This window comes from Dietzia sp. NPDC055877, from assembly GCF_053615975.1.
In genome coordinates, this window is the sequence record NZ_JBSHCV010000015.1 from 15778 (window position 1) to 28354 (window position 12577).

General features: G+C 71.4%; 14 protein-coding genes. 9 read left to right on the forward strand and 5 right to left on the reverse strand.

What is annotated here, in order from left to right; genetic code table 11:
• Nucleotides 1–76: 76 nt before the first annotated feature.
• The 3 genes from ACWGLC_RS13805 to ACWGLC_RS13815 are packed head-to-tail and all read right to left on the reverse strand — an operon-like array spanning nt 77 to nt 2597.
• On the reverse strand, nt 77–490 hold the full coding sequence (locus ACWGLC_RS13805) for a DUF6802 family protein (protein ID WP_452100425.1): 414 nt from the start codon (nt 488–490) through the stop codon (nt 77–79).
• Nucleotides 487–1905, reverse strand: coding sequence for a hypothetical protein (locus ACWGLC_RS13810; protein WP_452100426.1), 1419 nt, complete (start codon nt 1903–1905; stop codon nt 487–489). The genes ACWGLC_RS13805 and ACWGLC_RS13810 overlap by 4 nt, the downstream gene beginning before the upstream one ends.
• The gene (locus ACWGLC_RS13815) at nt 1887–2597 is read right to left on the reverse strand and encodes a hypothetical protein (RefSeq protein WP_452100427.1); all 711 of its coding nucleotides are present in this window, start codon (nt 2595–2597) and stop codon (nt 1887–1889) included. The genes ACWGLC_RS13810 and ACWGLC_RS13815 overlap by 19 nt, the downstream gene beginning before the upstream one ends.
• 146 nt (nt 2598–2743) lie before the next feature.
• On the opposite strand from ACWGLC_RS13815, the gene trmB reads away from it, so the two are divergent.
• From trmB to ACWGLC_RS13840, 5 genes are all read left to right on the forward strand, one after another.
• Nucleotides 2744–3502 carry a tRNA (guanosine(46)-N7)-methyltransferase TrmB gene (gene trmB, locus ACWGLC_RS13820; RefSeq protein ID WP_295654052.1) on the forward strand — a complete coding sequence of 253 codons (759 nt, stop codon included), beginning with the start codon at nt 2744–2746 and terminating at the stop codon, nt 3500–3502.
• A gap of 59 nt (nt 3503–3561) precedes the next feature.
• A complete protein-coding gene (locus tag ACWGLC_RS13825) occupies nt 3562–4236 on the forward strand; it encodes an NYN domain-containing protein (RefSeq protein ID WP_452100429.1) in 675 nt (224 codons plus the stop codon).
• A 12-nt stretch (nt 4237–4248) separates the two neighbouring features.
• Nucleotides 4249–6774, forward strand: coding sequence for an MMPL family transporter (locus tag ACWGLC_RS13830; RefSeq protein ID WP_452100430.1), 2526 nt, complete (start codon nt 4249–4251; stop codon nt 6772–6774).
• A 64-nt stretch (nt 6775–6838) separates the two neighbouring features.
• Nucleotides 6839–8176 (forward strand): lysylphosphatidylglycerol synthase transmembrane domain-containing protein, encoded by a 1338-nt coding sequence (locus tag ACWGLC_RS13835; RefSeq protein ID WP_452100431.1) that lies wholly within the window; start codon nt 6839–6841, stop codon nt 8174–8176.
• Nucleotides 8173–8568: a DUF3054 domain-containing protein gene (locus ACWGLC_RS13840; RefSeq protein ID WP_452100432.1), complete on the forward strand. Its 396-nt coding sequence runs from the start codon at nt 8173–8175 to the stop codon at nt 8566–8568. Before ACWGLC_RS13835 ends, ACWGLC_RS13840 begins: the two co-directional genes overlap by 4 nt.
• A 48-nt stretch (nt 8569–8616) precedes the next feature.
• On the opposite strand, the gene ACWGLC_RS13845 is transcribed toward ACWGLC_RS13840, so the two are convergent.
• Nucleotides 8617–9597: a glycoside hydrolase family 25 protein gene (locus ACWGLC_RS13845; protein ID WP_452100433.1), complete on the reverse strand. Its 981-nt coding sequence runs from the start codon at nt 9595–9597 to the stop codon at nt 8617–8619.
• 220 nt (nt 9598–9817) lie between these two features.
• On the opposite strand from ACWGLC_RS13845, the gene ACWGLC_RS13850 reads away from it, so the two are divergent.
• Nucleotides 9818–10090 carry a hypothetical protein gene (locus tag ACWGLC_RS13850; RefSeq protein ID WP_452100434.1) on the forward strand — a complete coding sequence of 91 codons (273 nt, stop codon included), beginning with the start codon at nt 9818–9820 and terminating at the stop codon, nt 10088–10090.
• 36 nt (nt 10091–10126) lie between these two features.
• Here ACWGLC_RS13850 and ACWGLC_RS13855 read toward each other — a convergent pair whose 3' ends face one another.
• Complete coding sequence (locus tag ACWGLC_RS13855) at nt 10127–10816, reverse strand: pentapeptide repeat-containing protein (protein WP_452100435.1); 690 nt, start codon at nt 10814–10816, stop codon at nt 10127–10129.
• A 169-nt stretch (nt 10817–10985) separates the two neighbouring features.
• On the opposite strand from ACWGLC_RS13855, the gene ACWGLC_RS13860 reads away from it, so the two are divergent.
• The 3 genes from ACWGLC_RS13860 (at nt 10986) to ACWGLC_RS13870 (ending at nt 12574) form a co-directional block, all read left to right on the forward strand.
• Nucleotides 10986–11498: a DUF4395 domain-containing protein gene (locus tag ACWGLC_RS13860; protein WP_452100436.1), complete on the forward strand. Its 513-nt coding sequence runs from the start codon at nt 10986–10988 to the stop codon at nt 11496–11498.
• 25 nt (nt 11499–11523) lie between these two features.
• Complete coding sequence (locus ACWGLC_RS13865) at nt 11524–11877, forward strand: hypothetical protein (RefSeq protein ID WP_452100437.1); 354 nt, start codon at nt 11524–11526, stop codon at nt 11875–11877.
• Nucleotides 11878–11965: 88 nt separating this feature from the next.
• On the forward strand, nt 11966–12574 hold the full coding sequence (locus tag ACWGLC_RS13870; RefSeq protein ID WP_452100438.1) for a hypothetical protein: 609 nt from the start codon (nt 11966–11968) through the stop codon (nt 12572–12574).
• The last annotated feature ends 3 nt before the right edge of the window (nt 12575–12577 follow it).

Here is a 12577-nt window from a genome sequence, read left to right on the forward strand (position 1 = left end):
ACAGTATCGTCAACCTGCTCGATCCGCGTCGCGCGAGTCCCTCCCCACACCCGAATGTGAGGGATCCCTCAGGTGGTCAGATGTGACCGTGGTCGATCCGTTCCCACCTGGCGGGCACGGGAGACGCCCCGAGGGCGCCGTCGTGGTACTCGTTGGTGAACCCGCCGAACGGCACGCCCTCGGTGGGGTTGGCCAGCCGCCACGAGTCGTAACTGCCGTCGAACCGCACGGTCGAGACGTGGTCCACGGTGCCGTCGCCGTCCGCGTCCGTATATACGGTCAGGCCCCGATCATCGCCGAGGGTGACCGCCTCCATGAAGCCGTCCCCGTCGAGGTCCGCCTCCGGCGCGCCGAGGTCGAGGACGCTGTCGCCCACCGGTACGTGCAACCCCAGCGACGACGCCTCGGCCAGCGGGGCACCCTCGAGTCCGCAGACGTCGGGGGCGGGACGCTGGTCGAAGGCGTCCGATCCGAACAGTGGGTCGGTCATGCGGAGGGGCTCCCTGCAGGGACGGGCGGCGCGGGGGCCGCGCCGATGGGTTCCGCAACTGTACTAGCGACCGCCGTCGCCGGGGTGCTCCCTCCTGAGCGGAGTCGCCGGATCCGCCGCTCGAGGTCGGCGACCCGTGGCCCGGGGTCGTGGGCGAAGCCGTCGGTGATGATCGCCTCGGCCGCGAGGATCCGCGATCCCAGGGCCTGCTCGGCCTCGCCGCGTAGCGCCGCGAGCCGGTCGCCGACGGCGGCAACGGTGTGGGTGCGCAACGCCTGGGTGCGGCGAACGGTCACCGTGGTCCAGCCGAGAGCGAGCCCGCACAGCAGCGCTAGCGGCACGATCATCGCCGACATCCCGGGCACCTCGGCCAACGGCGACAGCAGCATCCGCCCCACGCCGGTCCCGCCGGCGGCGCCCATCAGCATCACGAGCAGCTCCTCGCCGGTGCTGCGCGGCGGCCGGCTCGGCTCGACACCGCTGGTGGGCGCGGGGATCCGCGGTGCGGTCGGCGCGTTCACGCCGAGGTGCCGCACGACCAGGGTGTCGCACCGCCGGTCGGCGCGGTCGACGGCCCCGGCCACCGCGGCGTCGGCGTCGGCGGCCAGCCCCGCGACCAGCGTGTCGACGCGTGAGCGCGGGGCGGCCGCCAGGTCCTCCCGGGCCCGCCCGCCCAGATCGCGGAGCGAGCGCTGCAGGTCCTGGAGGATCTCCATCCGCAGCGCCTGGACGTCCTGCCGCAGGGCCTGGGACCGGGTGGTGATGGTCTCGGTGCGCCGGGCGAGCAGCCAGTCGACGGTGGCGGTGGGAGACGTGGTGGTGGAAGACGCGGTGACGGGGGACGTGGCAGTGGGGGACGCGGTTCCGGCTCCGGGCCCGGCCTCGCGGGATCGCACCGCCTCCAGCAGTGCGGCGAGGAGGGCGGCCGGCGCCGCGGTCGGGCCGTCGTCGACAACGTGCACCGGGGCGTGGACCCCGGCGTCGGCGAGCCGGCGCGTGGTCACATCGACGGTCTCGGACAGCGCCTCGGCCGTGCACGTGTCGGCGCGGCCGGCGAGCGCCACCGCCAGGGGCAGGCGCGAGGCCACGCCGCGGGCGACCTCGACGTCGTCGGGGCGGACCGGGCAGACGGCGTCGACGACGACGACGGCGGCGTCCGGCCTGTCGGACGGGGAGGCGTCCACGAGTACGCGGATCGCGCGTCCACCCGGGGCCCCGTCACCGGGCGGGACCGCGGCTCCTGCCGTGTGTGCGGCTCCTGCGGAGTCTGCGGTTCCCGCGGTGCCTGAGGTGCCCGCGGCGCCCGCGCCGCTCGTGGTGGCCTGCAGTGCCGCGGTCCGAAGCGCGGCGGCGACTGCGGGGGCCGCGGAGTCGCGGGCTCCGAGAACCGCGATCGTCAGATCTCGAGTGCGCACAGGGCGGCCTCCGCGAGTTCGCCGACCTCGGCGTGGACCGCGAGTCGTTCCAGTTCGGCCTCGAGCCGGGCCACGCGGGAGGCGGCCAGGGAGTCCATGGCCCGCTCGACGAACGCGATGACGGCGTCGACCGACCGGTGCTCGGGCTCACGGGCGTCCACGGTGGGCAGTCCGCGGGCCCACCGGGGTGGGGCTGCGCTGTGGTGGGTGTCGACTGAGTGGGCGGCGTTGTCGTCGTCGTCCTCATATAGACCCGTCGCCACCACCAACAGCGGATGGCGGCGGGGGCGCCGTACCCACGCCTCCTCGTGGCGGCAGGGGGCGGTGCGGAGGCACAGGATCTCGATGTCCGGAGCTGCGGCGGGCCGCGCGGTGGGCGCGGCGAGCACGTCGAGGTCGTCGACCGACACGCGCCAACCCCCGCGGGCGCGCAGGGCGGCGGCCAGGGTGCGCCTGCCCGAACCGAGGCCGCCGCGGACCCGGAGGTCGACCGGGGCGTCGAACCGCGCGAGCGCCGCGGCGAGCAGGCCGGTGGGGTCCGGCGGGGCGGTGGTGGCGGCTGTGGCGGGGACGGCGGCCGGGGTCGCGACGTCCGGCGAGGCGGTGAGCAGGCGGCGGATACGCGCGGCCGGATCCGGGGCGGCGGGGCGATCCGCGCCGTCGACGGCGGTGTCCTGGGTCACGGTCGGCACGCCCACATGGTGGCCCGGCGGGCCCCACCCGACAAGACCTTCCCCCAGGCAGGATCGGCTCCGCGACCCCGGATCCGGACGGGCCGGGCCGCGCGTTCGCCGTGGGGGATTCGTAACCCGACCGCGCATTACGGGATGATGGCCGGGTGAACCAGAGCGAGAACCCCGTGCCGGAGTCCGACGAGACCCCGGACGGGGAGACGACGGCGGACGACAGCTCCCGGTTGTTCCCCCGCGTGACGGCCTACCGATTCCGGCGCGGCACCATGCGCCCGGGGCAGCAGCGCAACTGGGACGAGCACTGGCCGACCTACGGTCAGAACGTCTCCGACACGCTCGTCGACCCGCAGGAACTGTTCGGTCGCACGGCGCCGCTCGTGGTGGAGATCGGCTCCGGAACCGGCACCTCGACGGCGGCGATGGCGGCGGTCGAGCCGGACGTCGACGTGATCGCGGTCGAGGTCTACCAGCCCGGCCTGGCCCAGCTGCTCGGCATGATCCTGCGCGAGGACCTGCAGAACGTCCGCATGATCCGCGGCGACGGCGTGGACGTGCTCACCAACATGATCGCGCCCGACAGCCTGACCGGCGTGCGCGTCTTCTTCCCGGATCCGTGGCCCAAGGCCCGCCACCACAAGCGGCGGCTGCTGCAGTCCGGCACGTTCGGGCTCATCGCCTCGCGGCTGCGGCCCGGCGGCGTGCTGCACGTGGCCACCGACCACGTCGACTACGCCGAATGGATCGGCCCGACCGGAGACGCGGAGCCGGCGCTTGAGCGGCTTGACACCGCGACGGACGTCGGCCACGTACCGTTCAGTCTGGACAGACCCGTGACGAAGTTCGAGGGCAAGGGACTGCAGGAGGAGCGAGTGATCAACGAGTTCCTCTGGCGCCGCAGAGGCTGACCCGGCTGCGGCCGGCGACCCGACCCGAGACCCCGACGACGAAAAACCGAGGCGGACCCATGACCCCATCAGACGAGACGCGGAACCCCGACACGGCGGCCGCGACCGCTCCCGACGAGTCGGGGGTGGTGCTTCTGGTGTGGGACGCCCCGAACGTCGACATGGGGCTCGGCTCGATCCTCGGCGGGCGGCCCACCGCCGTGTTCCGTCCGCGTTTCGACGCGCTGGGCCGCTGGCTGCTCGGCCACACCGCCGACCTGTCGGCGCGCTCCGAGGACACCCTCGAGGCCGAGGCGACGGTCTTCACCAACATCGTCTCCGGCACCTCCGACAACGTCCGGCCGTGGGTTGAGGCGCTGCGCAACGTGGGTTTCGCGGTGTTCGCCAAGCCCAAGACGAGCGAAGACTCGGATGTCGACGAGGACATGCTCGAGCACATCGACAAGCGGGCCGAGTCCGGGCGCCTCGCCGGTGTGGTGGTGGCCTCCGCCGACGGGCAGGCCTTCCGCGAGCCGCTCGAGGACCTCGCCCACGACATCCCGGTCACGGTGATCGGGTTCCGCGAACACGCGACCTGGGCCGTCCAGCACGAGACCATCAGCTTCCTCGACCTGGAGGACATCCCCGGCGTGTTCCGGGAGCCCCTGCCCCGGGTCAGCCTCGACAACCTGCCCGACGAAGGCGCTTGGCTGCAGCCGCTCCGGCCGCTCACCGCCCTGCTCGCCTCGCGTTAGGAGTACTGCCGCGTGTTCAACTCACTCGGGCGGTTCGTCGCCCGCCGACGCATCCTGGTCCTGGTCTGCTCCGTTCTGGTCATGGCGTTCCTCAGCATCGCCGGCAGCGCGTTCGGCAACCCGTTCGGTCAGGGCGGGTTCGAAGACCCCGAGAGCGGCTGGGCCACGGCGGAGCAGCTCGAGCAGGAGGCGTACGGGCGCGACGCGCTGGGCGACGTGGTGGTCACCTACCACGCCCCCGAGGGCGTCTCCGTGGACGATCCGGCGTTCCAGGACCCCATCCGGTCCTCGCTGGAGTCGATCCGCACCGAGTTCCCCGACCAGGTCACCGGCGTGACCAGCTTCGTGTTCAACCAGTCCCCGGCGCTGGTCAACCGGGACGCCGGGATCGCGGTGGCGTCCATCCAGATCGCCGGTGAGGAAGAGGAGATCCTCGAGAACTTCCGGGTGATCGAGGACTCGATCCCCGTCGAGGGCATCGAAGCGGACATCGCCGGTCTGCAGCCGGTGGCCGGGGCGCTCCAGGACGGCATGGACGCCGACCTCGTGCGCGCCGAACTCATCGCGCTGCCGCTGGTGTTCATCCTGCTCATCGTGGTGTTCGGCGGGGTGGTGGCCGCGTTCCTGCCGGTGGCCGTGGGCGTGCTGACGATCCTCGGCTCCCTCGGGTCCCTGCACCTGCTCTCGCTGGTCACCCCGGTCAACTCGTTCGCCCAGAACGTGGTGACGCTCATCGGCCTGGGCCTGGCGATCGACTACGGCCTGTTCGTGGTGAGCCGGTTCCGGGAGGAGATGGCCGAGGGCTATCCGCCCGAAGTCGCGGTGCGCCGGTCGGTGGCGACAGCCGGGCGCACAGTCGTGTTCTCCGCCGTCATGGTGGGCGTGACCCTGTCCGGTCTGCTGGTGTTCCCGCAGGCCTTCCTCAAGTCGGTGGCCTACGGCGCGATCGCCGCGGTGATCCTGGCGGCCGTGCTCTCGGTGACTCTGCTGCCGGCGGTGCTGGTGCTGCTGGGCCGCCACGTCGACGCGCTGGGCATCAAGCGTTTCCAGCGTCACCGCACCCGCGAGCAGGTCGAGAACGGCCTGTTCGGCCGCGTCGCCGACTTCTCGATGAAGCACCCCGTCGCCGTGGCCGTGCCGGTCGTGGTGGTGCTCGTCGCGCTGATCATCCCGTTCTCCGGGGTCAAGTTCGGCGGCATCAACGAGACCTACCTGCCGCCGGACAACACCACCCGCGTGGCGCAGGAGAGCTACGACCAGAACTTCCCCGGCACCCGCACCGACCCGGTGAAGCTGGTGGTGATCGGCTCCGACGGCAACTCCCTGTCGCAGATCCGCTCCGCCGCCAACGAGGCACCCGGCCTGACCGGGCCCTTCCAGTTCGCCCGCTCGGGTGAGCAGGACGCGCAGGGCCGCGAGGTGGTGGTGCTCCAGACCGGCCTGGTCGACAGGAACGCCCCCGCCGAGACGGTCGAATTCCTACAGACGTTCCCGATCCCCGCCGGCACCGAGGTGTTCGTGGGCGGTAACCCGGCCATGGAGTCCGACTCGGTCGACGCCCTGGTCAAGGGACTGCCGTGGTTCGTGCTCTACGTGCTGCTCGCCACGACGATCCTCATGTTCCTGGCGTTCGGGTCCCTGGTGCTGCCGATCAAGGCCGCCCTCATGAACATGCTGGGGCTGGGCGCGACGCTCGGCATCCTCACCTGGATCTTCGTCGACGGCCACGGCGCGAGCCTGCTCGGCTTCACACCCGGGCCGCTCACCTCGCCGGTCGTGGTGCTGTTGATGGCGATCATCTACGGACTGTCCACCGACTACGAGGTCTTCCTGGTCTCCCGGATGGTCGAGGCCCGCGCCCGCGGCGCCAAGACCGCCGAGGCCATCCGGAGCGGCGTGGCCAACACCGGCCGCATCATCACCTCGGCCGCACTGATCCTCATCGTGGTGACCGGGGCGTTCGCGTTCTCCGAGATCGTGATGATGAAGTACATCGCGTTCGGCATGATCGCCGCGCTGATCCTCGACGCCACCGTCATCCGAATGCTGCTCGTCCCGGCGGTGATGCAGATGCTCGGCCCCGACTGCTGGTGGGCGCCGAAGTGGATGAAGCGCATCCAGGAGCGGATCGGCCTGGGCGAGGCGGAACTCGAGGACGAGCCCGAGTATCTCCCCGGCGGCCCCGCCCCGGCCGGCGCGGTCACGGCTGATCCTGTGACCGCCGGGGCAGCGACGGCGCGCGCCGGCGTGGCGGCGGGAGCGCCGGTGGCCCTGCTCGAGCGCGACGAGGAGTACGACGACGAGCCCGCAGCCCAGGAGCGCTGTCACCACGACGAGCCTGCCGTCTACGAGCACGCCCCCGCCCCCGCACCCGCGCCGGAGGCCGTCGCCGAGCCCGAGTCCGAGTTCGAGCCGGTCATCGACGCGGAGTACGACGACGAGCCCGTCGCCGCCGTCGACAGCGACGGGGAGAAGATCCCCGCAGCGGACCTGATCGCCCGACTCATGCGGGAACGCCAGCAGAGGTACGACGGGTGACGCCCGGCTCGGTGCCCGGTGTGGGCTCCGGAGCCGGGTCCGAAACTGTGGTTATGGTGGCGGGATGACGGGTACGGCAGGCGAGGTGTGGCGCCGTGTCCGGGCGGTCCTGTCCAACCCGTGGTTCAAGACCATCGCGACGCTCACCATCCTGGGGTTGATCCTCTACTGGCTGCGCGGCCAGATGCCGTTCTTCGCCCGGGGATTCGAGGCCGTGGCCAGCCCACACTGGGGTTGGATCGCGGTCGCTCTCGTGTTCTCCTACCTGTCGATGTCGAGCTACGGCTCGGTGCAGAAACTGCTGTTGCAGTCGGCGGGCGTCAAGGTGGGCTACTGGGCCAGCGTCGGCCTGGTCTTCTCGTCCAACGCGTTCTCGACCTGCATCCCGGGCGGGCAGGTCTTCGGCACCACCCTGACCTACCGCAAGACCCGGCAGTGGGGGGCCACCCGGGTGGTCGCGTCGTGGCAGCTCGTCATCTCGGGCGTGCTGTCGACCGTCGGCATCGTGCTCCTGGCGCTGGTCGGCTTCTTCCTGGTCGGCTCGGTGTCCAACCCGTTCCTGCTGGTGCTCTCGGCGTTCGGACTCGCGGCGATCTTCGTGGGCGTCCAGTGGGCCGCCCGTAACCCGGACAAGATCGAGGGCGTCCTGCTGACGGCCCTGGCCTGGATCAACGAGCGGCGCAACAAGCCCGCCGACCACGGGGCCGGCGGGGTGCGCCGGGTCGTCAGTCAGGCCGAGGCCGTCGATCTGAGCAAGACCCAACTGTCGAAGGCCTTCGCGTTCTCGCTGCTGAACTGGGTCGCGGACATCGGCTGCCTGTGGGCGGCCGCGAATGCGGTGGGCGCCCAGCACAGCATCGGCGGCCTGTGCATCGCGTACGTGACCGGCAAGATCGTCGCCACCGCGCCGATCACACCCGGCGGGCTCGGGACCGTGGAGTTCGCGCTCATCACGGCCCTGACCGCCGGTGGGCTCGGCGCGCACGAGGCGTTCGCGACCGTGTTCGTCTACCGCATCGTCAGCTTCGTCCTGGTCGCGCTGGCCGGCTGGGTGGTGTTCTTCCTCTTCTACCGCGGCGTCACCGACGTGGATCCGGACATCGAGTCCGAGGACAAGGGCAGCCCGTCGCCGGAGCGATCCACATCGGTGGATGCGGCGTCGGAGGTGGCTTCGTCGTCGTCGGATCCGGGGGCCGCGCGAGGCACCGAGGCCGCTGCGCCGACGACCGCGGCCGCCTCGATGTGGCCACACAAGGGACGGCTGTGGCGACCCTCGTCAGCGCACGACTCCGGCCCGATCCGGCTGCGGCCCACGAGGAGCGCCCCGGATGACCGCGGAGAGGCGCACACGGATGTGCGACCGCGCGATGAGTACGCGAACAACGACGAGAAGGATCGGTGAGCGTTGTGGTTCCGCTGGGGATGGTCGCGCTGGACGCGGTGCTGGTCGTGGTGTTCTCCACGTTCGGCCGCGGAGCGCACTCGGAGGGGCTCGGCGCGGCGCAGGTGTGGGGGACCGCGTGGCCGTTCCTCGTGGGGCTCGCGGTGGGCTGGCTGATCCTGCTGGTCACGCGGCGCGCGCCCGGCTCGGTCGGCTCCGGCGTGCTCGTGTGGGTGGCGACGGTCGTGGTGGGCATGGTCATCCGAGGCATCGGTGACGGTCGGGTGCCGCACTGGAGCTTCATCATCGTGGCCGCCACCGTCACCGCGGTGTTCCTCATCGGGTGGCGTGCGATCCGCGCGGCGGTGAGGCGGCGGGGCCGGCGGTCATCGGCGGGCGTGCCGAACAGGTAGGCGGTCGGCTGCCGCTGTGGCACGAGTGGGCTCGCACCGTGGATCGGCTTATGCGCTCGGGGCACTCGGCGCTTCCGGGACGGGCGCGGGTTCGGGAGCTGACGCGGGCGCGGGTGCGGGTGTGGAAGCGGCCACCGGCGCTGGTGCGGGCTCGGCGGCGGGGGCAGGAGCGGCCACCGGCTCGGGAGCAGGCGCAGGCGCCGGCTCGGTCGGGGGCGGCGGAACCGGCGCCACGGGCCCCACCCAAGCGTCCAGATCGGCGCGCGTGCCGGCGAAGACGTTGAGGTCCACGTGGTCGACGAAACCGGACACGCGGCCCGTTTCGGCGCGCTGCCAGAACAGCCACTCGCTCCAGCCGCCGATCATGGGCCGGGTCGGCTGCGACACCTCGTACTCGGCGAGCCACAGCGGGTACTCGGCGAAGCGCGTCGTGTTGGCCATCTTGTCGATCCAGAAGGACCGGTACGTGTAGAGGATCGGGGTGCGCCCGGTCCGCTCGCGGAGCGTATCGAGGAAGACCCGGGTCCACTCGGCGAGCTCGGCGGGATCCAGGTCCTCCGCGTTTTCGAGATCCAGCACGGGCGGCAGCTGCGGACCGCCCACCGACTGCAGCCGGTCGGCGAACGCGTGGGCCTGCTGCGCGGGCTCCATCCCGGGCCGGGCCATGTGGTAGCTACCGACCAACATCCCTGCTGAGCGGGCGTTCTGGACGTCGGACTCGTAGTAGCGGTTGGCGGGCCCGGTGCCCTCGGTGGCCTTGATGAACGCGAAGGTCTGCCCCGCCGCGGCGGCCTGGTGCCAGCCCACGGGGGCGCCGTGCGGGTGCTGCCAGCTGGACGAGTCGAGACCCTCCGCGAGGCCGTGGAACACGGGGTCCAGGGGTTCCGCCGCGTCGGCGCGGGGATTGTTGATGACGACGACGAGAAGCCCCAGCGTCAGAAGGACGGTCGAGATCAGGGCGACGAGCAGCCGAGTGAGGGATGGGCGAGGGATGAGGGTGGCTCGGGCAGGCGGACCGGCAGGAGTCATGGGGCGAGTATCCGGGAGTAACACGCGCCACACAAGCAACTCGCGCAACTATTTCCCAGCTGGTTGTAGGGGCCGCCCGTCCCGGCCGCGGATTGGTTTGGCCCCGAAACAAGTGTCACGGATTCACAACAACCGGTAACACGCAGCCCCACCCGTGCGATCTGCCGGAATTCGCACATAACCTTGAGGACGTAACCAATACCAGTCGGGAGTGCCCCTCATGACCGATGCCATCGACCTCACCACCCTCCGATACCGTGAGCGCCTCGTCACCGAGGTGGACGGGCCGGACGACGACCCGTTCCTCGAGGTGGTCGTCGCCGAAACCGTGCTACTGGACGCGGACGGTGCCGGCCGCGGAGCGCCGGAACTGCGCCTGAGTACGGGCGGGCAGGACATCGTGCTCACCGACAGGGAGCAGGTGCTGCGACTGCAGGCCGTGATCAACCGGGCGGCCAACCAGTGGCGCGAGGTCGGCTCGCACCTGCCCTGACCTGTCGAGCCGCCTGCCCGGGCGGCCGCGCGGCGGTCAGGCGACCCGGATCCCGGTCTCGCCGATGAGGGCCAGGCCCACGCCCAGAACCTGCTCCGGCGAGATGAGCGCGCCGCGCAGCGCCGAGGCCCCGCGAAGATCTTCCAGGTCGGCGCCCCGCAGGTCGGCGGCGGCGAGCTGCGCGCGCTCGAAGTTCGTCCCGCGCAGGTCCGCGCCCTCGGTGGACAGGTCCGAGACCTGGGCCTCGTGGAAGTCGGCCTGGCGGCCGCGGGTGCCGGACAGGCGGATCCGCTGGAGCCGGGCCATGCGCAGGTTGATCATGTCGGCGTGGCAGTCCTCGAACGAGACATCGGTGAGTCGGGCGGCGGACAGCACCAGTCCGGTCAGTCGGCATCCGACGAACCGCACGCGGGTCAGCGAGGCGCCGTCGGCGACGAGGCCGGACAGGTCGCAGTCGCGGAGTTCGACGTCCGTGAGGCGCAGGCTGTCGGCGCGGGCACTGCTCAGGCGAAGCCCCTGCACCAGCGATTCACGGATCTCCATCCCGCCGAGGTCGGCGGGCCCGTCCATGAGGTCCGGCCCGTCCTCGGCGCCGGCCAGGACCCCGTCCCAGAGTCCGTCGGTCTCGAGTTCGGAGCCGGGGGCGTCGAGCTGCTCGGGCCGCGGAACGCTCGGGGCGGTCGGGGGACGGGGGTTCTCGGAACGACGACGCAGAGGAGGGGCCACGGGCCCCACCTTAGATCCGCACAATTTCGTCCGACCGGCCGCGCACCTCTCCGGACGTGGTGGCGCGGTCGCCGTCGCCATCGGCCTGGGATTTCTCGACGGTCGGGAGTAGTCTCGTTCCCAGCGATAGACAGATCGGTCTATCCGGAAAGTCTGAGAGGTCGGCACGATGAGTCTGCGCGAGGCGTTCGCCTTCCCCGAGATCGTCAACGACTACGCGGCACGCTGCACCGCGGCGCTCGTCGTCACGCTCGCGGTGGTCACGATCATCGTGTCGGCGCCCGTTCAGACCTGGCTCGCCGGCGCGCTCTTCGTGGGCTTCGCGCTCCGCGTCGCCGGCGGCCCCCGGTATTCGCCGTTCGGCCGGCTGTCGGTGCACGTGCTGGCGCCCAGGGTCAGTGCCGAGCCGAGGATGGTGGCCGGGGCGCCCAAGCGGTTCGCGCAGACCATCGGTCTGGTGATGTCCGGAGTCGCGTTCGGCTTGTTCCTCGCCGGCTTCGCCACCGCGGGCGCCGTGGTGCTCGGTGTGCTGGTGCTCGCGGCTCTCGCGGAGGCGGCGCTCGGGTTCTGCCTCGGTTGCTGGATCTACGGGCGGTTGCAGCGTGCCGGGATCGTCTCCGAGGACGCCTGCGTGGATTGCGCGGACATCTGGTCGCGCCCGGAGATGACTGCTCGCCACTGATGCGGTCCCTTCTAGACTGCTGGCCGTGAACACCCCCGGCGATCACTGGCGCGAACAGGCGGCGCCGTACCGGCCCGCGGAGCCCCGCAGGGACCCGCTCGTATACGCGGTGGCCTCCTTCTTCGTTCCCGGCCTGGGGACGATCATCAACGGGCAGGTCCGGCGAGGAGTGACCATCATGGCCATCCACTACGGGACCCCGTTCGCCGTTCTCGCAATCCTGTTCTTCACGCTGTTCACCACGCGTGTGGATCTCTCGCCCGTCAACCTGGCCGTGATCCTCGGTGCTCTCGCCGTGATGTTCGGGACGTGGATCTGGGGAATCGTCGACGCCTACCGGGCAGCCTCCGAGCACAATCGCCTCCACGTGGACGTGTGACGACTCCTCCGCCCGCGGGCCGTCACCAGCACCGGCCCGCCGTCGCGACGACCATGCGGGCGTCAGAGCTCGGGGCTACTGTGGTGCCATGAGCCACCCCGCTGACGATCGCCGCCCCGAGGATTTCGATGCGTTCGCGGGCGACGGCACCTCGAGCCCGTCGAGCGACTGGCGGAACGATCCGTCGCCGGGAACGGACCAGGCCGGGGCGCCCTATGGTGCGAACCCCTACCTCGCGGATCCTCTCGGGAACCAGCAGTTCGGGACCCAGCAGTACGAAGCCCAGCAGTACGGGGCCCAGCCGTTCGGGAACCAGCCGTTCGGGCACCAGCAGTTCGGCGATCAGCAGTACGGAGCCCAGCCCTACGGCGGGCAGCCCCTGACCGGCCCGGGATTCGCTACGCCGGGCTACGGGACGCCCGCGTACGGCGCGGTCCAGCCCTACGGCCAGTACCCGCAGGTGGCGCGCAAGGACCCGGCGATCATGCTGGTGGCATCGCTGATCATCCCGGGGCTCGGCACGCTCCTCAACGGCTCGACCGGCAAGGGGATCGGCATCTTCGCCGGCTACTGCATCGGCGCCCTGTTGTCGGTGATCCTCATCGGACTGCCGATCATGTTCGGCTTCTGGGTCTGGGGAATGGTCGACGCCTACAACGGCGCCAAGGACTTCAACGCGCGTCACGGTCTGCCCTGAGCC

What these genes read in the sequence shown, in the direction of transcription:
- ACWGLC_RS13870 (WP_452100438.1), top strand. Translation starts at nt 11,966, where the DNA reads ATGAGCCACCCCGCTGACGATCGCCGCCCCGAGGATTTCGATGCGTTC.
- ACWGLC_RS13850 (WP_452100434.1), top strand. Translation starts at nt 9,818, where the DNA reads ATGACCGATGCCATCGACCTCACCACCCTCCGATACCGTGAGCGCCTC.
- ACWGLC_RS13845 (WP_452100433.1), bottom strand. Translation starts at nt 9,597, where the DNA reads ATGACTCCTGCCGGTCCGCCTGCCCGAGCCACCCTCATCCCTCGCCCA.
- ACWGLC_RS13860 (WP_452100436.1), top strand. Translation starts at nt 10,986, where the DNA reads ATGAGTCTGCGCGAGGCGTTCGCCTTCCCCGAGATCGTCAACGACTAC.
- ACWGLC_RS13825 (WP_452100429.1), top strand. Translation starts at nt 3,562, where the DNA reads ATGACCCCATCAGACGAGACGCGGAACCCCGACACGGCGGCCGCGACC.
- ACWGLC_RS13835 (WP_452100431.1), top strand. Translation starts at nt 6,839, where the DNA reads ATGACGGGTACGGCAGGCGAGGTGTGGCGCCGTGTCCGGGCGGTCCTG.
- ACWGLC_RS13805 (WP_452100425.1), bottom strand. Translation starts at nt 490, where the DNA reads ATGACCGACCCACTGTTCGGATCGGACGCCTTCGACCAGCGTCCCGCC.